Here is an 18,041-nt window from a genome sequence, read left to right on the forward strand (position 1 = left end):
GATGGGAGCACGGGAGACGCGCCAGTCGCTGGCGTTCGCGGCCCTCACCGGACTCGTGTCGGTCGTCCCGATCGGGCGCGCCCCGCGCCGGGTGCGGATCGCCGTGGCCGCGACGTCGGGCGCCGTGGCCGGCGGGGCGGCGTTCCTCGCGCTGAGGAGCAAGGACGTCCCGGCGCCGCCGTCGGCCCTCGCTGGCGCAGGCCTGGGCGGCGTCGCCGCGGGAGCGACCGCGCTGGGCTTCACGGTCGACCGGGCCTTCGAGCAGGCTCTCGTGCGTCGCGGGGTGCCGCACCCGCGCCTGGTGCTGGGCGTCCTCGGTGCCGGCCTCTCCTACGCGCTGGACGTCCTGGACCGCAGGTTCGACACGGCGGACTGACGAGGGGGCGCCACGAGCACTCTCAGCGGCGCACGGTCGCTGACGTGCGACTCCACGTCGTGCCCGACCCCCCGTAGACGAAGCGGTACTGCGAAGACTTTGCCGACTTCACCTTCGCGGTCGCTCGTCCGGCGAACGACGTGCGAACCGTCTTGATGGTCTTCCACTGACCGCGACCGTTCGATGCCCGACGCTGGAGTTTCACGGACGCTTTCCTCAGGGCCTTCCAACGGGAAGCCTCGACGTTGTAATGCGTCAACTTGGTCGACAAGGTGCGCACCCTCCCGGTAGTGCGGCCGGTCGGCCGGGAGAGTCGAGAGTCCTGCTTGATCCAGAACGACGCCTTCGAGTAGTCGCGGAGGTCGCCTTCGCGGTAGTCAGTCTCGGTCTCCCACATCTCCAAGAACGGATCCCAGTACGAGGTCTCGACCGTGTAGCTCCACTCGACATCGCTCGGGCCTGCGCGGAATCGACCGAGTCCCTCGTAGGGGCACCACTGATATTCGACCGCCAATGCGTCAGAGGACTCGTAGAGGAAGTCGAACGTCTCACCCATGAACCGCGAGCCCTTCCAGATCTCGACCTCAGCGGCGATCCGTTCCAGGTACCCACCGTTGTGTGTCATCTTCAACTTCGCGTTTCGGCACGCTCCGGAGGTGACCCGGACGTCCTGAGCGGTGAGCCACACGTCGCTGACATCGCTCGACTCCTCCGCGTGAGCAACGGAGGGTAGGAAGGCCAGAAGCAGCCCGGCCACGCTGGTGGCGACCGCAGTAGCGAGTCGTCGAGTCGTCAGTTTCACGAAGGTCCTTCCAAGTCCTGCCGGAGCGGTCGCGGAGTGCGTCCGCTCTTGAGACGGACCGATCGGAAGAACGTGACGCCATTGCCCCCGGGTATTGCCCGGCGCTGGGATCGGTGCCCGCGCGCAGCCACCGTAGGCTGGTGGGGTGAGCAACGACGGCAGCACGACCCTGCAGGGAACCCCCAACCCGGAGGCCCCCAACCCGCAGCTGCCGATCGTGCAGAAGCTGCGGATCCGCTACGCCAAGCGGGGCCGGATGCGCTTCACCAGCCACCGGGACTTCGCCCGCGCCTTCGAGCGGGCCATCCGCCGCGCCGCCCTGCCGATCGGCCACTCGTCCGGCTACTCGCCGCACCCCAAGATCTCCTACGCCAACGCCTCGCCCACCGGCGCGGCGAGCGAGGCCGAGTACCTCGAGATCGGCCTGACCCGCCCGATGGACCCGGCCGAGGTGCAGGCGGCGCTCGACGAGGCGCTCCCGACCGGCCTCGACATCGTCGACGTCGTGGTGTCGCCCGGTGGCGCGCTCGCCGACCTGCTGCAGGCCAGTCGCTGGCTGATCGAGCTGCCCGAGGTGTCCGTCGCGGACGCCACCGCGGCCGTCGAGACCTTCCTCGCCCGCGAGGAGGTCCTCGTCGAGCGCATGATGAAACGGGGCCTGCGCACCTTCGACTGCCGCGACGCGGTGCTCGCGCTTCGCGTCGATGAGACGGTCGGCACAGGCGGGTGTGCGATACTGGACGTGGTCGTACGCCATGACATCCCGTCGGTACGACCGGACGACGTGATCACCGGACTGCGCACCCTGTGCGGCTTGCCGATCGAGAAGGCGCCCCTGGCGACCCGCTCGGACCAAGGGCCGCTGGATGCTCGGACCGGTACGGTCGGCGATCCGCTCGCCACCGGCCGCGACGCACTGTAAGAGGTGTCGACCGCGGCAGGTCGGGCAGTTTGCCGGGTGACAGGCCTAAGCGCCGTCCTGCAGACAGACTTGAGGTCCCGCGGGACCGTTGACCAGCCCGGTGATGGCTGCGCCGCTGCCGGGCGAAGGAGAGCACATGCTCGATCCGAACGACGCGACTGACACCCCCGAAGGCACCGACACGCCCGAAGCCGCGCCCACCGCGCGGACGCGGCGCCGTGCGGCCGGCCGACCCGCCGGCCCCCCGGCCGCGGTCTTCGCCGCACCGGCCGGGGAGGCTCCCGAGCCGCCCGTGACCGACCAGGACGAGGACGACGAGGAGACCGACGAGGTCCCCGAGCCTGCTCCCGTCCAGCGCAAGCTGCCGCCGGTCGGCGCGATGTTCCAGCCGCCGCCGGCCGAGCTGGCGCCGCCGCGGGAGAGGAAGCGCCCCGAGCCGCAGGACGACGACGTCGACCCGGGCTCCGAGTCCGACGCCGACGACGAGGACGACTCGAACGACGAGTCCGGCGAAGGCGGACGCCGTCGCCGCCGCCGCGGCGGCCGTCGTCGCCGCAAGAGCGACCAGGACGGCGGCAGCGACGACGCCGACTCCGACAACGACGGCGACTCCGACGACACCGAGGCCAAGGACGGCGAGTCGTCCGACGACGACCAGTCCTCGACCGGTTCCACCACGACGCGCCGCCGTCGGCGCCGCGCCCGTGCGGGCGAGGGTGCCGAGGGTGCGCCCGACGACCCCGAGAACACCGTCGTCAAGGTCCGCGAGGGCCGCACCGCCGAGGACGAGATCACCGGCGTCACGGGCTCGACCCGCCTCGAGGCCAAGAAGCAGCGTCGCCGCGAGGGCCGCGAGGCCGGCCGCCGCCGCGCCCCGATCGTCAGCGAGGCCGAGTTCCTGGCCCGTCGCGAGGCCGTCGACCGCGAGATGGTCGTGCGCCAGCGCGACGACTACACGCAGATCGCCGTGCTCGAGGACGGCGTGCTCGTCGAGCACTACGTCGCCCGCGAGTCGCAGACCTCGCTGATCGGCAACGTCTACCTGGGCAAGGTCCAGAACGTGCTGCCCAGCATGGAGGCCGCGTTCGTCGACATCGGCGCCGGTCGCAACGCCGTCATCTACGCCGGCGAGGTCGACTGGTCGAACATCCAGAACGGCAAGCAGCGCAAGATCGAGGACGCGCTGCAGCCCGGCCAGACCGTGCTCGTCCAGGTCTCCAAGGACCCGATCGGCCAGAAGGGCGCGCGGCTCACGAGCCAGATCAGCCTGCCGGGCCGCTTCCTGGTCTACGTGCCCGGCGGCGGCAGCAACGGCATCAGCCGCAAGCTGCCCGAGAACGAGCGCGCGCGCCTCAAGGGCCTGCTGAAGGAGGCCCTCCCCGAGAGCGCCGGCGTCATCGTCCGCACGGCCGCCGAGGGTGCCACCGAGGACCAGCTGCAGCGCGACATCACGGCGCTGACCGCCCGCTGGGAGGACATCGAGAGCAAGGTGGCCGCCGGCAAGGCGCCCCAGCTGCTGTACTCCGAGCCCGACCTGATGATCAAGGTCATCCGCGACCTGTTCAACGAGGACTTCGCGTCGCTGACCATCCAGGGTGACGAGGCCTGGGACATGGTCGCGGGCTACATCGCCCACGTGGCGCCCGACCTCGAGGAGCGGGTCAAGCGTTGGGAGGGCGAGAACGACATCTTCGCCGAGCGGCGCCTGGACGAGCAGATCCACAAGGCCCTCGACCGCAAGGTGCACCTGCCGTCGGGCGGCTCGCTGGTCATCGACCGCACCGAGGCGATGGTCGTCGTCGACGTCAACACCGGCCGGTTCACCGGCTCGGGGGGCAACCTCGAGGAGACCGTCACCAAGAACAACCTCGAGGCGGCCGAGGAGATCGTGCGCCAACTGCGGCTGCGCGACCTCGGCGGCATCATCGTCATCGACTTCATCGACATGGTGCTCGAGAGCAACCGCGACCTGGTGATGCGTCGCCTCGTCGAGTGCCTCGGCCGCGACCGCACCCGCCACCAGGTGGCCGAGGTGACCTCGCTGGGCCTGGTCCAGATGACGCGCAAGCGCATCGGCACCGGCCTGCTGGAGTCCTTCAGCCACGAGTGTGAGCACTGTCACGGCCGCGGCGTCATGATCGAGGACGCGCCCGTCGAGCCCAAGAAGGACGACGGCCAGCGCCGTGGCCGCCGCGGCGGTCGCTCGGGCCGGGGCGGTGACAAGGGCGGCAACGGCAACGGAAACGGCCGCCAGCGCCAGGACCGGGGCGACGACGCCAAGGCGGACGAGTCCTCGTCCGACGAGACGCCGCAGGCCTCCGAGGCACCCGTTTTGACCGACGATGGTGCGCCCGAGTAGAATCGACAGTCGGTGCGCATTGCGCGCCTCAACTGACTTTTTTCGTACGTAGTCTTCTTTCAGTACAGAGTGAGGAATCCCGTGGTGTACGCAATCGTGCGCAATGGCGGCGGCCAGACCAAGGTCGCGGTCGGCGACGTCATCTCGATCGACCAGGTCCAGGCGGCCGAGGGCGACACCGTCCAGCTCGCCGCGGTCATGCTGGTCGACGGCGACGAGGTGACGGCTGGCGCCGACGCCTCCAAGGCCAAGGTCGACGCTGAGGTGGTCGGTGGGCTCAAGGGCCCCAAGATCATCATCCAGAAGTACAAGAACAAGACCGGTTACAAGAAGCGCCAGGGTCACCGTCAGAAGTACACCCAGGTCAAGATCACCGGAATCACGAAGTAAGGGACTGACGACATGGCACACAAGAAGGGCGCAGCCTCCACCAAGAACGGTCGCGACTCCAACGCCCAACGCCTCGGCGTCAAGCGTTTCGGCGGCCAGCTGGTCAACGCCGGCGAGATCATCGTCCGCCAGCGTGGCACCCACTTCCACCCCGGCTCCAACGTGGGCCGTGGCGGCGACGACACGCTGTTCGCCCTCGCCCCCGGTGCGGTCGAGTTCGGCTCGAAGCGCGGCCGTCGCGTCGTGAACATCGTTCCGGAGCAGTGACGCGCAGATCCTCCTGAGAGGGGCGGTCCGCTGATGCGGGCTGCCCCTTCTCTTTTTCCACCCCTCGGCCAGGAGTACCCATGGCGATCCCCACGTTCGTTGACCAGGTGACGTTGCACGTCTCCGGCGGCAACGGTGGTCACGGCGTCGCGTCGGTCCACCGCGAGAAGTTCAAGCCCCTCGGCGGTCCCGACGGCGGCAACGGCGGGCACGGTGGCGACGTCATCCTGGTCGTCGCGGCCGACGTCACGACGCTGATCGACTTCCACCACGAGCCCCACCGCAAGGCCACCAGCGGCGCGCCCGGCGCAGGCTCGAACCGCAGCGGCTCCAACGGCGAGGACCTCGTGCTGCGCGTGCCCGACGGCACCGTCGTGCGCGGCGAGAACGGCGAGGTCCTGGCCGACCTGGTCGGCGTCGGCACCGAGCTGGTCATCGCCGCCGGCGGCCGCGGCGGCCTGGGCAACGCTGCCCTGGCCTCCAGCAAGCGCAAGGCGCCCGGCTTCGCCCTGAAGGGCGAGCCCGGCGAGGAGCTCACGGTCACGCTCGAGCTCAAGGTCGTCGCCGACATCGGCCTCATCGGCTTCCCCTCGGCCGGCAAGTCCAGCCTCATCGCCTCGTTGTCGCGAGCGCGTCCCAAGATCGCCGACTACCCGTTCACGACGCTGGTCCCGAACCTGGGCGTCGTCACGGCCGGCGACACGACGTTCACCGTCGCCGACGTCCCCGGCCTGATCGAGGGCGCCAGTGAGGGCCGTGGCCTGGGCCACGACTTCCTGCGGCACGTCGAGCGCTGCGCCGCGCTGGTGCACGTGATCGACTGCGCCACCGTCGAGCCGGGCCGCGACCCGCTGTCCGACCTCGACGTGATCGAGAACGAGTTGGCCCGCTACGGCGAGTACGCCGACGTCGACTTCAGCGACCGGCCCCGCCTGGTCGCGCTGAACAAGACCGACGTGCCCGATGCGGCCCAGATCGCGGAGTTCGTGATCGCCGAGCTGCGCGAGCGCGGGCTGCAGGTCTTCGAGGTCTCCGCCGCCAGCCACGCCGGACTGCGCGAGCTGTCGTTCGCGATGGCCGAGATCGTCGCCGCCCGCCGCGCCGCCGAGCCGCACCGCGAGGCCACCCGCATCGTCCTGCGCCCGCCGGCCCCGTCCGGTGTCGGCCGCGAGTTCGAGGTGCGCCAGATCGAGGGCCGCTGGCACGTCCTGGGCGAGAAGCCCGCGCGCTGGGTCCGCCAGACCGACTTCAGCAACGACGAGGCCGTGGGCTTCTTGGCCGACCGGCTCAACCGGCTCGGCGTCGAGGATCACCTGCTCAAGCTGGGCGCGAAGGCCGGCGACGACATCGTCATCGGTGCGTCGAACGAGGCCGACATGGGTCGCAACGAGGTCGTCTTCGACTTCGATCCGACGATGACCGCGGGCGCCGAGGTGCTGGGTCGTCGTGGCGAGGACCTGCGCATCGACCAGAGCACGCGACGCACCAACGTCGAGCGGCGCCAGCTGCTCGCGGCGCGCCGTGCCTGGGAGCTGGAGGCCGTGGCGCTGCGCGCCGAGGGCCTCGAGCCCGAGCCGTTCGACCCCCGCACGGTCCTTCCGGACTGGGAGATCGGTGAGGAGTACCCCGGCGACGACGAGCTGGACGAGGACGATCAGTGAGGGTCGTCATCAAGGTCGGCTCCTCCTCGCTGACCACGGCTGACGGCCACCTCGACCCCGACCGCGTCGGCACCGTCGTCGACGCCGTCGTCGCCGTCCGGGCGCGCGGCGACGAGGTCGTCCTGGTGTCCTCCGGCGCGATCGCCGCCGGTCTCGGCCCGCTCGCGCTGCCGCAGCGTCCTCGTGACCTGCCCACCCAGCAGGCGGCCGCGGCCGTCGGCCAGCGGGCGCTCATCGCGCACTACTCCGAGGCGTTCGCCGCCGCCGGCCTGGTCGTCGGCCAGGTGCTGCTCACCGTCGACGACGTCAGCCGCCGCAGCCACTACCGCAACGCCCACCAGACGTTCGCGAAGCTGCTCGAGCTCGGCGTCGTGCCCGTCGTCAACGAGAACGACACCGTCGCCACGTCCGAGATCCGCTTCGGCGACAACGACCGGCTCGCGGCCCTGGTGGCCCACCTGGTCCACGCCGACGAGCTGATCCTGCTGTCGGACGTCGACGGGCTCTACACGGGTCATCCCGACCTGCCCGACTCGCGCCCGATCGCCACCGTCGCCTCGGAGGCCGACCTCGCGGGCGTCGACGTGGCCCGGGTGGGCTCGGCGGTCGGCACCGGCGGCATGGTCACCAAGATCGAGGCGGCCCGGATCGCCACGGCGGCCGGCATCCCGGTGCGGCTCACGTCCGCCGCGCGCGCCATCGAGGCCGTCGAGGGCCAGCCGGTCGGCACTCGCTTCGCTCCCACGGGCAAGCGCCGCGCCACCCGGCTGCTGTGGCTCGCCCACGCCAGCGAGACCCGCGGCCGGCTCGTGCTGGACGCCGGCGCCCGGCGCGCCCTGGTCGAGCGCGGGGCGTCGTTGCTGGCGGCCGGTGTCGTCGCGGTCGAGGGCGAGTTCTCCGGCGGCGACCCCGTCGACGTGGTCGGTCCCGACGGCGCCCTCGTGGCCCGGGGGATCGTCAACTACGACAGCGCCGAGCTGCCCGCGATGCTGGGCCGGTCCACCTCCGACCTGGCCGCCTCGATGGGCGCCGATCACGAGCGCGCGGTCATCCACCGCGACGACCTGATCCTCATGGCCTGACCTTCCTGCATCACGGGGTCTTGCCACGGCCTCTCCCTCGGTGACACGGTCAAGTCACGGAGGTCGGCCCATGCCCGCACCCACACCCGCCCAGGTGGTCCTGGAGCTCCGCGTGCACGGCGTGCGCGGCACGCCCACCACGTCGATGCTCGGTGCCGACGACCCGGGGCAGGTCCAGCAGGTCGCCGGCGACTCCCTGACCGGGTTCTACCGCCTCGCCGAGGACGTCCACCCGCCGATGCGGAGGCTCCCCACGGGGATGGCGCTCGAGGCGTACTCGTGGGGCGGCCTGACCTCGAGCGTCCGCGGCGCGTGGGGCTGGGTGACGCGCGTCCTGTGGCTGGGCCTGCTGCCCTTCGCCCTGGTCAACCTCGCCTTCTGGGCCCGCACGCAGGTCGGGCAGAACTCGGGCCAGGCCCGTTGGGGCCTGCGCGCCGTGCGCGTCAGCGGGCTGATCCTCACGATGGTCGGCATCCTCACCGCCTGCTTCGTCGCGCTCGATCTCATCGCCTGGCAGTGCTTCCGGGCGAACTCGGTGGCCTGTCCGGTGCTGCCGGACTGGCTCGACGCGCTCGCGTCGCTGTCGGCCGGCCGCCGGATCGTGGTGATGTCGGTGGTGCCGGTGGCTCTCGTGCTCGGCCTGTTCCTGCTCACCCGCCAGAGCCTGGCCCGCTACGAGGCCACCACCGACGACCCCGACCAGCACCGCCGTGACCGGAAGCTGAAGGATCGGACCGCCGATCGGGACGTCGAGCTCGACACGTGCGCGAAGAACGTCCTGGGTCACCCGAGCATGTGGCAGGGCGAGAAGCGCACCCGCCGCCTGCTCCGCCTGCACGTCGCGATGGCGGCCGCGACGATCGTGCTGTTCACCGGGGCCCACCTGATCGCGCGTGACGCGACCGACCTGCTGTGGATCACGACCGGGGCCGCAGGCGTGGTGGCATTGCTGGTCCTGGCCCGCACGCTCACCATCGACGAGGAGGACCTCGAGTACCGGTGGACCTGGCACCTGCGGCTGGGCGGGCGCGATCGCGAGCTGGCCCGGAAGGAGCACTGGCTCGCCCGCCCCGGCGAGTGGCTGCGCGCGCTGCCGCTGCTCCGGCTCGTGTGGGTGTCGTTCGCGATCCTGGCGGCGCACCTGGCGCTGATCTGGTCCACGCCGGACGGCGTCGATCCGGCCGCCGAGGACCTGTCCTGGTGGGGCTCCAACCTGTGGTTCCTCGGCCTGTTCGTCGCCCTCACCGTGGTGCACGTCATCGTCTTCGTCGGCTCGCGGGTCGGGCTCGTCGCGGCCTTCCTGATCATCGCGGCGGTGCTGGCGATCGTCGTCTCAGGGTGGTTCGTGTCGACCCGCGTCCTGCTGGCGCTCGCGCTGCTGGCGTGGGCGGGCCTGATGCTCTTCCAGTGGTGGAGCTCGACGCGTGCCCAGTACCGGGCGTTCGCGTGGGCGGGGGCCGGTGCGTCGGTGCTGCTCGGCGCGGCGACGATGGTCGCCTTGTTGTTCACGTCGGCCCTGACCGTCGCCGCCGCGGAGTACCTCAACGGGGAGTCGCAGTCGGTCGCCGACCTGATCACGAAGCGCAACGAGCGGTCACCGCTGTCGGCCCAGGCGGAGAAGGACCCCCTGACGCTGTCGGGCGACGTGGTCCTGGCGAAGGCGCGGATCTCACGCATCGACGACCAGCTGGTGATGACGTCGGGCGAGGTGCGCACCGACGGCCTGTCCCGCGCCAGCACGGATCCGCGCCAGGCCGGCTCGTTCTACTCGATGGCGTCCTCGCGGGTGACGGACGCGACGCTCGTCCTGCCCGCGGACGCCACGCGGGTGCGGCTGGTCGCGTCGTGCTTCCGGAGCGACTCGCCCGAGCTGCGGGACGAGGTCTGCACGGGAGAGTCGGAGGGCTTCCGCACGGCGGGCCTGCTGGACGTGACGACGGCGTGCCCCGACGACGCGACCCGGCGCTGCCTCGTGGTCGACGCTGCTCGCGGGCGCGTCGCGCTGACCGTCACCGACCCGCCGCAGACGCCGCTGGTCGTGCCCCAGATCCTGGTCTGGACACCGCTCATGCAGCTGGCCGTGATCATCGGCGGCATCCTCCTCACGCTCGCGATGGTGGCGCTGTTCCGCCTGAAGGCGGCTCCCGAGATCCGGGACGAGGTGAAGACGGACGCCCTGGGGGTGCCCCGCCAGGACCGCGAGGCCGTGCAGGAGGCGCGTGTGACTGCGGCCCTCGCGCACCGCGGTGAGCGGATGATGGACGCCGTCGGCGCCGTCACCTCGTTCCTGGCGCTGGGCACGCTCGCCCTGTCGTCCGGCGGTCGGCCGCCCTGGGAGTGGTGGGAGTGGACGCGCCCGTTCGCCACGGCCTCGCTGTACGCCGCACTGGCGGTCAGCGCCGGCCTCATGCTGGCCGGCTCGCTCGTGCGGCGCTCGCCGTCCGCGCGCCGCAACGTCGGCATGCTGTGGGACATCACGACCTTCTGGCCGCGGTCGGGCCACCCCTTCGGGCCGCCCTGCTACGCCGAGCGGGTGGTCCCCGAGATCACCGCCCGCGTGCGCTGGGCTCTGGGCCGTCAGGACGATCGGATCGTGGTGCTCTCGGGACACAGCCAGGGCTCGCTCATCTGCGTCTCGGTGGTGGCGCGGTTGAACGGCCTGGCGAAGCGGGTGCGGCTCCTCACGTACGGCAGCCAGGTGCGGGCGCTCTACGGGCGGGTCTTCCCGGCCGCGGCCGGGCCCGACGCCCTCGGCTACGAGCCCACCGACGGCGCGTCCCGGATGCGGGCGGCCCGGCCCGACCTCCCGCAGGCCCCGCCCGCCGGGAAGCCGCCGACCGACGGCGAGGGGCTGCGGTACTGCCTCGCCGAGCCGGGGCACTGGATCAACTTCTTCCGTCGGTCCGATCCGCTGGGCTACCGCGTGTACGGCGACGCCGACGGCCCGTACGACGTGCCGACGCTCGAGGTGCGGCCCGCCGAGGTCGGCGATCCGGGCTCGCTCGTGCTGACCCACGGCGGCTACCAGCACACTCCGGAGTACCGGCGGGTGATCGCCGAGTGGACCGGCGAGGTTTACCAGGAGCCCGAGATCAACGCGGTGAAGGCCGATCCGTTGCCTCCGTCCTGAGCGGCGGAACTACACTCGCCCCATGGGAACCGAGGTCCGTGAGGCTGCACTGCGGGCGCGTGAGGCGGCGCGCGTGCTGGCGCTCGCGACGCGCAAGGACAAGGACGCGGCGCTGACCGCGATGGCCGAGGCACTCGTGGCCGGCACCGACCGGATCGTCGCGGCCAACGCCGAGGACGTCGCCGAGGCCCGTGCCGAGGGCACCCCCGAGAACGTCATCGACCGGCTGGCGCTCGACGCCGACCGCGTCGCGGCGTTCGCCGGAGGCGTCCGCGACATCGCCGCGCTGCCCGACCCGATCGGCGAGGTCGTCCGGGGCTCGACGCTGCCCAACGGCCTGCAGCTGCAGCAGATCCGGGTGCCCATGGGAGTCATCGGGATGATCTACGAGGGTCGCCCGAACGTCACCGCCGACGCCGCAGCGATCTGCCTCAAGGCCGGCAGCGCCTCGCTGTTGCGCGGGTCGCGCTCGGCCCGGCGCTCCAACGCGGTCATCGTCCAGATCATGCGCGACGCCGTCGCGTCGGCCGGCCTGCCCGCCGACGCGATCCAGGCGATCAGCGCGGAGGACCGCAGCACCTCCACCGACCTGATGACCGCCCGAGGGCTGGTCGACCTCGTCATCCCGCGCGGGGGAGCGGGCCTGATCCGCACCGTCGTCGAGCAGTCCACCGTGCCCGTCATCGAGACCGGCACGGGCAACGTGCACGTGTACGTCGACGCCGAGGCCGACCTCGACATGGCGCTCGACATCGTCGTGAACTCCAAGACCCAGCGCACGAGCGTCTGCAACGCGGCGGAGTCGCTGCTGGTGCACCGCAAGGTCGCCGACGCGTTCCTGCCGCGCGTCGTCGAGGCGCTGCAGGAGCGTGACGTCGCGATCCACGGCGATGCCACGTTCCAGACGTTCGACGGCGTCACCGCGGCGACCGACGACGACTACGCGACCGAGTACCTCGCGTCGGAGATCTCGGCCCGCGTCGTCGACTCGCTCGAGGAGGCCGTCGACCACATCCGGCGGTTCAGCTCGGGCCACACCGAGGCGATCGTGACGCGATCGCTCGACGCCGCACGGCGCTTCACGATGGGCGTCGACTCGGCCGCGGTCATGGTCAACGCGTCGACGCGGTTCACCGACGGCGGCGAGTTCGGGTTCGGTGCGGAGATCGGCATCTCGACGCAGAAGCTGCACGCGCGCGGCCCGATGGGACTCGTCGAGATGACCACCACCACGTACGTCGTGACCGGCAGCGGCCAGACCCGCTGAGCCGCTGGTAGATTGACGCCCATGCTCGATCTCATGCTGGCTGCTGAAGAAGCGGCCTCCCACGGCGAACCGGCCATCAACCCGTACGTGATCGGCGGGATCGCCCTGGCCGTGCTCATGGCCCTGCTGCTCGTCACGTTCCTGTTCGGATTGGGTCGCGAGCACTCCTGAGCATGTCGGATCGTCGCCGTCGCATCGGCGTGATGGGCGGCACCTTCGATCCCATCCACCACGGACACCTCGTTGCCGCCAGCGAGGTGCAGTCGTGGTTCGACCTCGACGAGGTCGTCTTCGTGCCCACCGGGCAGCCCTGGCAGAAGTCCGAGCGTGTCGTCTCGCCGCCGGAGGACCGCTACCTGATGACGGTCATCGCCACGGCGGCCAACCCGCGCTTCACCGTCAGCCGCGTCGACATCGACCGCGACGGGCCGACCTACACGATCGACACCCTGCGCGACCTCGCCGCCGCGTACCCCGATGACGAGCTGTACTTCATCACCGGCGCCGACGCGATGGCAGCGATCCTCACCTGGCGCGACCACCGCGAGCTCTTCGAGCTGGCCCACTTCGTCGGCTGTACGCGACCGGGCCACGAGATGAACGAGTCGACGCTCGAGGGTCTGCCCCGCGAGCGCGTCACCCTCGTCGAGATCCCGGCACTGGCGATCAGCTCCACCGACTGCCGCGCTCGCGTGAACAGCGGCGAGCCGGTCTGGTACCTCGTGCCCGACGGGGTCGTGCAGTACATCGGCAAGCACGGCCTCTACCAACCGCAGGACCCCACCGACAAGGACACCCCATGACCGCCACCGATCGCGCGATCGAACTGACTCGTGCCGCCGCACACGCCGCCGCCGACAAGCAGGCGGCCGACCTCATCGCCTTCGACGTCTCCGACCAGCTGGCGATCACCGACGTCTTCCTGCTGGCCTCGGCGTCGAACCAGCCGCAGATGAACGCCGTCAAGGACGCCATCGAGGAGAAGCTGCTCGAGCTCGGCGCCAAGACCATCCGCCGCGAGGGCCAGCGCGAGTCGCGCTGGATCCTCATGGACTACGGCGACATCGTCGTGCACATCCAGCACGCCGAGGAGCGCGCCTTCTACACGCTCGAGCGGCTGTGGAGCGACTGCCCGGCCATCGACCTGCAGCTGTCGTGAAGCCCGGCAGCACGATGGGCCGCCGGGTCATCTTCTGGCGGCACGGGCGCACCGAGTGGAACCTCGCCGGACGCGTCCAGGGCCAGACCGACATCCCGCTCGACGAGGTCGGCCGCCAGCAGGCGGTCGACGCGGCGGCGCGGCTGGCGTCGCTGGCGCCCAGCCGGATCGTCAGCTCCGACCTGTCGCGTGCGGCCGACACCGCGCGGGCCCTGGCCGAGCGCACCGGCCTCGAGGTCGAGACCGACCCGCGCCTGCGCGAGCTGGCCTTCGGGGCGCGCGAGGGCCTGACCTGGCGCGAATCGTGGGAGCGGTTCCCGGCGCAGATGCAGGCGTGGGCCGACGGCGACGAGACCCAGATCGAGGGTGCCGAGACGCACGCCCAGGCCGGGGCCCGGCTCGCCGGCGCCCTGCACGACTACCTCGACGAGCTGCCGCTGGGCGAGACGCTGGTCGTCGTCGCCCACGGCGCGGTCCTGCGCACGGGCATCCTGGCGTTCCTGGGGATTCCCGAGTCGTCGTGGCGCCAGTTCGGTGGCCTGTCGAACTGCCACTGGTCGGTGCTGGAGGAGGCGCGGTACCAGGATTGGTCGCAGTGGCGGCTGTCGGAATGGAACTCCGGATCGCTGCCCGAGCCGGTCATGTCGGACGACGAAGCCGACGACCCCGACCCCGGTTTGGGGAACTCGGGAGCGAGCAGGTAATATCAGTCAGGTTGTTAGCGGGGCATTGGCGCAGTTGGTAGCGCGCTTCCATGGCATGGAAGAGGTCAGGAGTTCGAATCTCCTATGCTCCACCGAAGGAAACACGAACGGGCCCCGCGGGGCCCGTTTTGTTTTTCCCTGACAGGGTGGGTGCATGGCCCGTTACGTGACGTATGCCCAGACCGGCGGACCCGAGGTCCTCGAGGTGAGCGAGGGCCCCGAGCCCACGCCCGGTGACGGCCAGGTGGTCGTCGAGGTGCGCGCGGCGGGGGTCAACCCGATCGACACGAAGCTGCGGGCGGGCATCCGTCCGTCGCCGCCGTTCACCGAGCCGCGCCGTGCGGGCTTCGACGGCGCCGGCGTGATCGTGGCCGTGGGCGAGGGTGTCGACGGCTGCGGGATCGGCGACGAGGTCGTCGTGCAGAACACGCAGGGCACGTACGCCACCCACGTCGTCGCGACGCCCGGCCACCTCACGTCCAAGCCGGCCGGCGTCGGCTTCGAGGTTGCCGCGGCCCTCGGCGTGCCGGTCGCGACCGCCTACCAGGTGCTGCGCTCGCTCGGTGTCGAGACCGGGGACACCCTGCTCGTGCACGGTGGCTCGGGCAGCGTCGGCCAGGCCGCGATCCAGCTGGCCCGCACGATGGGCGCCGAGGTCGTCGCCACGGCGGGGGAGCGCAACCACGAGCGCCTGCGCGAGCTGGGCGCCGTGCCCGTCACCTACGGCACCGGGCTGCTGGAGCGCCTGCGCGAGGCTGCCCCGCAGGGTTTCACGGTCTCGCTGGATTGTGCGGGCACCGAGGAGGCGCTCGAGACGAGCCTGGAGCTGGTCGACCGCACCCGGATCGGCACGATCGTGCAGGGCGCGCAGTACCACGAGCTGGGACTGCAGGCGTGGTCCGGCGGATCGCCGGAGCCGCTGACGCCCGAGCAGCAGGGCTGGCGCGACGAGGCGGTCGGCGCTGTCCTCCCGCTGATCGCGACCGGCGAGTTCGACGTCGAGATCGGGCGCGTGCTGCCGCTGGACGACGTCGTCGAGGCGCATCGGCTGAGTGAGTCCGGCGAGGTACGCGGCAAGATCGTGCTCGTGCCCTGACCGCGAGAGTTGCCGGAGTCGTCACCTGACGTTCACCGGACGGCCCCGGGCCGTTGCGGTGGTGCCGAGACGGTGTCGCCGTGTCTCGTTCCCTCGCCAGCCTGGCCGGTGCCGCCGTGCTCGCCAGCGCCCTCCCGCTCCTGTCCACCCCGGCCGTCGCGGCCTCCGACCACTCCTTCCACCGCGTCGCCACGTACCCGGTCTTCCAGAACGCTCCCGCCGGCGTCCCGGCGTCGGCCGAGACGGTCGCCGAGATCTCCGCGGTCTCCGACGACGGCAGGACCCTCGTCCACACCGACGCTCTCGGGAAGCGGATCGGCTTCCTCGACATCAGCGACCCGTCGGCGCCTCGCGGCGACGGCTCGCTCTCGCTGGAGGAGCTCGGCGATGCGGACGACCAGCCCACCTCGGTGAGCGTCGTCGGGAAGTACGTCCTCGTGGTCGTCGACACCTCCGCCTCGTTCACCGATCCGAGCGGCCGACTCGACGTCGTGCGGCTCAGCGACGGCACACGGGTGCGCAGCATCGACCTGGGCGGCCAGCCGGACTCGATCGCTCTGAGCAAGGACCGGTCCGTGGCGGCCGTCGCGATGGAGAACCAGCGCGACGAGGACGCCGCGCCCGCGGGTGGGAAGGAGGGCGACCTGCCCCAGGCGCCCGGCGGCTTCGTCCAGCTGGTCGACCTCGAGGGGGCGCCCGCCGACTGGACCCCGCGCCGCGTCGACCTGCCGGCCGACGTGCTGGCCGCGGCCGGGATGGCGGCCCCGACCGACCCGGAGCCCGAGTACGTCGCGTTCAACAGCAAGGGCACGCTCGCGGTGACCCTGCAGGAGAACAACGGCGTCGTCCTGATCGACTCGGCCTCGGGCAGGATCGAGAAGGCGTTCAGCGCGGGGTCGGTCGCCCTGGAGGGCGTCGATGTCACGAAGGACGGCGCGATCTCGCTGACGGACTCGGTGGCGGCCGTGCCGCGCGAGCCCGACGCGATCGCCTGGGTCGGTGACGACCACCTGGCCACCGCCAACGAGGGCGATTGGAAGGGCGGCACCCGCGGTTGGACCGTCTTCGACACCGACGGCGACGTCGTGTGGGACGCCGGCAACACCTTCGAGCGCCTCGCCGTGAAGCACGGGCTCCACAACGACGACCGCGCGGCCAAGAAGGGCGCGGAGCCGGAGGGCCTCGCCGTCGCCGAGTACGACGGCACGCCGTACGCGTTCGTGGGCTCCGAGCGCAGCAACTTCGTCGCCGTCTACGACGTGAGCGACCCGGCGAAGCCGGAGTACGTCCAGGTCATGCCGACGACCAACGGCCCCGAGGGCTTGCTGCCGATCCCGTCCCGTGGCCTGTTCGCGGTGTCGAGCGAGACGGACGACGCGGAGGCGGGCGTGCGCGCCACGGTGGGTCTGTACGCGTGGAAGCCCGGGAAGGCGGCCTTCCCCTCGATCGTCTCGGACGAGAAGGACGGCGCGCCGATCGGCTGGCAGGCGCTCGGCGCCCTGACCGCCGACACGAAGAGCGCCACCACGCTGTGGACCGCCGCCGACAAGGTCATCAAGCAGGCCACGCTCTACCGCGTCGACGTGGCCGGCCACCCGGCGCGCATCACCGACTCGGTCCCGGTGACGGAGGCCGGGAGCCCCGTCGAGCTGGACATCGAGGGCCTGTTCCAGCGGCCGCAGGGCGGCTTCTGGATCGCGTCCGAGGGGGCGAAGGGCGGCGGGAACGAGCTGGTGCGGACGAACGGGGCCGGCGTCGTGCAGGAGCGCGTGAGCCTGCCGACCGAGGTGACGTCGAAGCTCGGCGCCCAGGGTCTCGAGGGCGTCACGGCGACGACGGACCGGGACGGTGAGCACGTGTGGTTCGTCCTGCAGCGCCCGCTCGCGGGCGAGGACGTGGCGCGCATCGGCCGCTACGACGTCTCCGACCGGTCGTTCGCGTGGTTCGGCTACGAGCTGCAGACGCCGCTGCGCGGCAGTGGCGACTGGGTCGGGCTTTCGGAGATCACGGCAGTCGACGACGACACGTTCGCGGTCATCGAGCGCGACAAGCTGAACGGGCCGAAGGCGCGCACCAAGCACATCTCCACCTTCACGGTCCCGCAGGGCTCGGGGAAGGACCTGCCGACGGTCGAGAAGCGGCTCGCGATCGACGTGCTGCCAGCACTGCGGGCCACGCACGGATGGACGCAGGAGAAGCTCGAGGGCTTCACCATCGCGAAGGACGGCTCGCTCTACGGCGTGACCGACAATGACGGGCTCAAGGACGCCACCGGTGAGACGGTGTTCCTGCGGCTGGGCAAGGCGACCACGACGGGCCTGCGCCTGTCCGCCACGCGGGCTGCGTACGCGAAGAAGCGGCTGACCGCGGTGGTGACGCTCGGGGGACTGGCCACGGCCGGTGTGGTCGAGATCCGCGACGGGAACCGGGTCCTGACCCGGGTGCGCGTCACGGACGGGAAGGCCACGGTCACGCTGCCGCGACTGGCCGTCGGACGTCACCGCCTGACGGCGCGCTTCACGGGCGCGGCGCTCGGGACGTCGTCCGTGAGCACTCCGGTGACGGTCACGGTCGTGAAGGCGACGAGTCGTACGGCTCTGAAGGCGACGAAGCGCGGATCGACGGTCAAGGTCGTCGCCACCGTGCGGGCCGCCGGCCACGTGCCGACGGGGAAGGTCCGGTTCGTCGCCGGGTCGAAGGTGCTGAAGACGGTCACGCTCCGCAAGGGGCGTGCGGTCGCGACGGTCCGGGTCCGTGGAGCGAAGCAGAAGATCCGGGCGATCTACCTGGGCTCGGCACGGACGAAGGGCTCGACGGCGTCATAAT

The 18,041-nt window shown here is 71.4% G+C and carries 16 protein-coding genes and 1 tRNA gene; 16 read left to right on the plus strand and 1 reads right to left on the minus strand.

The genetic code is table 11. The features are described from left to right. Nucleotide 1: 1 nt before the first annotated feature. Nucleotides 2-376 (plus strand): hypothetical protein, encoded by a 375-nt coding sequence (locus AFL01nite_RS10210; RefSeq protein ID WP_146827578.1) that lies wholly within the window; start codon nucleotides 2-4, stop codon nucleotides 374-376. A gap of 22 nt (nucleotides 377-398) precedes the next feature. Here the strand turns inward: AFL01nite_RS10210 and AFL01nite_RS10215 are convergent, their stop codons facing one another. Continuing rightward, nucleotides 399-1,178: a hypothetical protein gene (locus AFL01nite_RS10215; protein WP_146827579.1), complete on the minus strand. Its 780-nt coding sequence runs from the start codon at nucleotides 1,176-1,178 to the stop codon at nucleotides 399-401. A 145-nt stretch (nucleotides 1,179-1,323) separates the two neighbouring features. On the opposite strand from AFL01nite_RS10215, the gene AFL01nite_RS10220 reads away from it, so the two are divergent. The 15 genes from AFL01nite_RS10220 to AFL01nite_RS10285 all read left to right on the plus strand — a co-directional run bounded on the left by AFL01nite_RS10220 (nucleotide 1,324) and on the right by AFL01nite_RS10285 (nucleotide 18,040). Next, entirely contained in the window at nucleotides 1,324-2,100 is a 777-nt protein-coding gene (locus AFL01nite_RS10220) for a TIGR03936 family radical SAM-associated protein (protein WP_146827580.1), read from the plus strand. A gap of 136 nt (nucleotides 2,101-2,236) precedes the next feature. Further along, nucleotides 2,237-4,459: an Rne/Rng family ribonuclease gene (locus AFL01nite_RS10225; RefSeq protein WP_246119675.1), complete on the plus strand. Its 2,223-nt coding sequence runs from the start codon at nucleotides 2,237-2,239 to the stop codon at nucleotides 4,457-4,459. Between the two features lie 84 nt (nucleotides 4,460-4,543). Next, nucleotides 4,544-4,849: a 50S ribosomal protein L21 gene (gene rplU, locus AFL01nite_RS10230; RefSeq protein ID WP_186813900.1), complete on the plus strand. Its 306-nt coding sequence runs from the start codon at nucleotides 4,544-4,546 to the stop codon at nucleotides 4,847-4,849. 12 nt (nucleotides 4,850-4,861) lie between these two features. Then, entirely contained in the window at nucleotides 4,862-5,116 is a 255-nt protein-coding gene (rpmA, locus tag AFL01nite_RS10235) for a 50S ribosomal protein L27 (protein ID WP_146827583.1), read from the plus strand. 80 nt (nucleotides 5,117-5,196) lie between these two features. Then, the gene (gene obgE, locus AFL01nite_RS10240; RefSeq protein WP_186813901.1) at nucleotides 5,197-6,777 is read left to right on the plus strand and encodes a GTPase ObgE; all 1,581 of its coding nucleotides are present in this window, start codon (nucleotides 5,197-5,199) and stop codon (nucleotides 6,775-6,777) included. Continuing rightward, nucleotides 6,774-7,859 carry a glutamate 5-kinase gene (gene proB, locus AFL01nite_RS10245; protein WP_146827584.1) on the plus strand — a complete coding sequence of 362 codons (1,086 nt, stop codon included), beginning with the start codon at nucleotides 6,774-6,776 and terminating at the stop codon, nucleotides 7,857-7,859. The genes obgE and proB overlap by 4 nt, the downstream gene beginning before the upstream one ends. A 70-nt stretch (nucleotides 7,860-7,929) precedes the next feature. Further along, on the plus strand, nucleotides 7,930-10,989 hold the full coding sequence (locus AFL01nite_RS15325) for a hypothetical protein (protein WP_186813902.1): 3,060 nt from the start codon (nucleotides 7,930-7,932) through the stop codon (nucleotides 10,987-10,989). Between the two features lie 22 nt (nucleotides 10,990-11,011). Beyond that, nucleotides 11,012-12,256, plus strand: a complete 1,245-nt coding sequence (locus AFL01nite_RS10255; protein ID WP_146827585.1) for a glutamate-5-semialdehyde dehydrogenase — start codon at nucleotides 11,012-11,014, stop codon at nucleotides 12,254-12,256. A gap of 21 nt (nucleotides 12,257-12,277) precedes the next feature. Continuing rightward, the gene (locus tag AFL01nite_RS15330) at nucleotides 12,278-12,427 is read left to right on the plus strand and encodes a hypothetical protein (RefSeq protein WP_186813903.1); all 150 of its coding nucleotides are present in this window, start codon (nucleotides 12,278-12,280) and stop codon (nucleotides 12,425-12,427) included. A gap of 2 nt (nucleotides 12,428-12,429) precedes the next feature. After that, on the plus strand, nucleotides 12,430-13,059 hold the full coding sequence (gene nadD / locus AFL01nite_RS10260; RefSeq protein ID WP_146827586.1) for a nicotinate-nucleotide adenylyltransferase: 630 nt from the start codon (nucleotides 12,430-12,432) through the stop codon (nucleotides 13,057-13,059). After that, nucleotides 13,056-13,415, plus strand: coding sequence for a ribosome silencing factor (gene rsfS / locus AFL01nite_RS10265; protein ID WP_146827587.1), 360 nt, complete (start codon nucleotides 13,056-13,058; stop codon nucleotides 13,413-13,415). The genes nadD and rsfS overlap by 4 nt, the downstream gene beginning before the upstream one ends. Beyond that, the gene (locus AFL01nite_RS10270; protein WP_246119676.1) at nucleotides 13,412-14,119 is read left to right on the plus strand and encodes a histidine phosphatase family protein; all 708 of its coding nucleotides are present in this window, start codon (nucleotides 13,412-13,414) and stop codon (nucleotides 14,117-14,119) included. Before rsfS ends, AFL01nite_RS10270 begins: the two co-directional genes overlap by 4 nt. Before the next feature lie 19 nt (nucleotides 14,120-14,138). Beyond that, nucleotides 14,139-14,211 (plus strand) — tRNA-Ala (locus tag AFL01nite_RS10275). Nucleotides 14,212-14,273: 62 nt separating this feature from the next. Beyond that, nucleotides 14,274-15,215 carry a quinone oxidoreductase family protein gene (locus tag AFL01nite_RS10280; protein ID WP_146827588.1) on the plus strand — a complete coding sequence of 314 codons (942 nt, stop codon included), beginning with the start codon at nucleotides 14,274-14,276 and terminating at the stop codon, nucleotides 15,213-15,215. Nucleotides 15,216-15,295: 80 nt separating this feature from the next. Then, nucleotides 15,296-18,040, plus strand: a complete 2,745-nt coding sequence (locus AFL01nite_RS10285) for an esterase-like activity of phytase family protein (protein ID WP_222593487.1) — start codon at nucleotides 15,296-15,298, stop codon at nucleotides 18,038-18,040. Nucleotide 18,041 lies beyond the last annotated feature (1 nt).

The organism is Aeromicrobium flavum (assembly GCF_007992115.1).
Taxonomy (GTDB): domain Bacteria; phylum Actinomycetota; class Actinomycetes; order Propionibacteriales; family Nocardioidaceae; genus Aeromicrobium; species Aeromicrobium flavum.

Coding starts and splice junctions, on each gene's coding strand:
- AFL01nite_RS10255 (WP_146827585.1), top strand. CDS start 11,012: ATGGGAACCGAGGTCCGTGAGGCTGCACTGCGGGCGCGTGAGGCGGCG.
- AFL01nite_RS10210 (WP_146827578.1), top strand. CDS start 2: ATGGGAGCACGGGAGACGCGCCAGTCGCTGGCGTTCGCGGCCCTCACC.
- AFL01nite_RS10280 (WP_146827588.1), top strand. CDS start 14,274: ATGGCCCGTTACGTGACGTATGCCCAGACCGGCGGACCCGAGGTCCTC.
- AFL01nite_RS10225 (WP_246119675.1), top strand. CDS start 2,237: ATGCTCGATCCGAACGACGCGACTGACACCCCCGAAGGCACCGACACG.
- AFL01nite_RS15325 (WP_186813902.1), top strand. CDS start 7,930: ATGCCCGCACCCACACCCGCCCAGGTGGTCCTGGAGCTCCGCGTGCAC.
- rsfS (WP_146827587.1), top strand. CDS start 13,056: ATGACCGCCACCGATCGCGCGATCGAACTGACTCGTGCCGCCGCACAC.
- rpmA (WP_146827583.1), top strand. CDS start 4,862: ATGGCACACAAGAAGGGCGCAGCCTCCACCAAGAACGGTCGCGACTCC.
- obgE (WP_186813901.1), top strand. CDS start 5,197: ATGGCGATCCCCACGTTCGTTGACCAGGTGACGTTGCACGTCTCCGGC.
- AFL01nite_RS15330 (WP_186813903.1), top strand. CDS start 12,278: ATGCTCGATCTCATGCTGGCTGCTGAAGAAGCGGCCTCCCACGGCGAA.
- nadD (WP_146827586.1), top strand. CDS start 12,430: ATGTCGGATCGTCGCCGTCGCATCGGCGTGATGGGCGGCACCTTCGAT.